General features: G+C 71.7%; 3 protein-coding genes. All 3 read left to right on the top strand.

From position 1 onward, the window contains the following. Window positions 1-170 precede the first annotated feature (170 nt). Genes N865_RS21235 through N865_RS21245 form a run of 3 tightly spaced genes read left to right on the top strand, consistent with a single transcriptional unit; the run spans window position 171 to window position 1254 of the window. On the top strand, window positions 171-800 hold the full coding sequence (locus N865_RS21235; RefSeq protein ID WP_034810274.1) for a hypothetical protein: 630 nt from the start codon (window positions 171-173) through the stop codon (window positions 798-800). Window positions 801-835: 35 nt separating this feature from the next. Beyond that, window positions 836-1069, top strand: a complete 234-nt coding sequence (locus N865_RS21240; protein ID WP_034810275.1) for a hypothetical protein — start codon at window positions 836-838, stop codon at window positions 1067-1069. Further along, window positions 1066-1254: a hypothetical protein gene (locus tag N865_RS21245; protein ID WP_034810276.1), complete on the top strand. Its 189-nt coding sequence runs from the start codon at window positions 1066-1068 to the stop codon at window positions 1252-1254. The genes N865_RS21240 and N865_RS21245 overlap by 4 nt, the downstream gene beginning before the upstream one ends. Window positions 1255-1384 lie beyond the last annotated feature (130 nt).

Genomic DNA, 1384 nt, shown 5'->3' on the forward strand with positions numbered 1-1384 from the left:
GTCGAGCGTCTCGCCCGCGCCGAGGCTCGCCGGAGGCAGCGCGAGGCGGCCAAGCAGAGGGCCGTCGAGGAGGACCGAGAGGCTGCCCGCAAGCGCTCCAACTACTGACACCCCCGCGTCCCTCGGCAATCCCGCCGAGCGACACCGATCCACCACGAAGGAGGCCCACCATGGGCATCGTCACCAACGAGTTCCAGATCCAGCTCGGAGGCACCGGGCAGGCGTTCCCGCTCTGGGACACCAACCTCGCCCCGGCCGTCTTCGATGACGCGCTCGGAGCCACCGAGGCCCGGGAGGCGTGGCACACCGCCAACGCCGAGGGCCTCGCCCTCTACCGAGCCATGGTCGCCAAGCGGACCGCGTGGACGAAGGAGCACCCGGAGCACGACTACTCCGACCGTGCCGCGTGGCTCCACGCGCGCAACCTGCACATCCGCGACGACGAGGCCGCGGTGAAGGTCGCTGAGAAGCGCAGCGCCGCGGCTCTCCGGGCCTACCACGCGGCCCAGCGCGCCAACGGCGCCGACCTCGCGGCCCTCGCCAAGGAGACCGCTCTCGCGGCGCACAAGAAGGCCCAGAAGGCTCTGGCCGACCTGGAGGCCGCTCTCAAGGAGCGCATGGAGGCCGTGGCCCACTCCGGCGGCACGATCGGTCTCCGGAACCCTTCGACGCACCTCCACCCCGACGTCCCGGCCCTCGTGGACGACAAGGTCCTGATCTTCCCCGCGCCGCCAGCTCCGGAGAAGCCCGGGCAGATCCGCCGCGGTGCGCGTCCCCGCGTCCACGAGATCGCCGTCTGACAACCTCACCACCGCCCCGAAGGAGCCCAATCCCCATGAACGCCAACGAGATCCGCGAGATCGTCGCCGACGTCGTCGCCTCGTCCCCGCCGCCCACGTCCTTCTCCGCGATGAGTGCCAAGGACCGCGACTATCACTCCGAGCGCCGTGAGCGTCTCGGTCTGACCGAGGCCGAGTACCTCTCCCGCTTCGTCACCGCGGCCGACACCGCCGAGGACGCCGAGATCGACGCCATCGCCTCGTCCGCTCGCACCCGGGGCCGGTCGTGACCGGCTCGGAGCCGACGTTCGAGGAGCGCGCCCGCGCGTCCTTCTCGCAGGACGGGACGCTCTTCGTCCCCGTGGGCAAGGACGGTCACGCCGCCGTCCCGCTCGTCGGTCTGGAGGACCTTCCGGACGCCGCGGTCCCCGCGGACCTTCGTCCTCTCACGAGGACCTGGAGCCGTTCCGGCTGACGCCCCGCGTCCACACCGACGAGGACCCCGAGCCGATCCACGCAACGGCACGGGGTCCTCGTCGCGTCCAGCTCGCCCCGTCTCACCGGAAGGACCCCACCATGACAACGTCCACCCTCGACGACCTCCG

Origin of the sequence: Intrasporangium oryzae NRRL B-24470, from assembly GCF_000576595.1 — a bacterium.
GTDB classification, from domain to species: domain Bacteria; phylum Actinomycetota; class Actinomycetes; order Actinomycetales; family Dermatophilaceae; genus Intrasporangium_C; species Intrasporangium_C oryzae.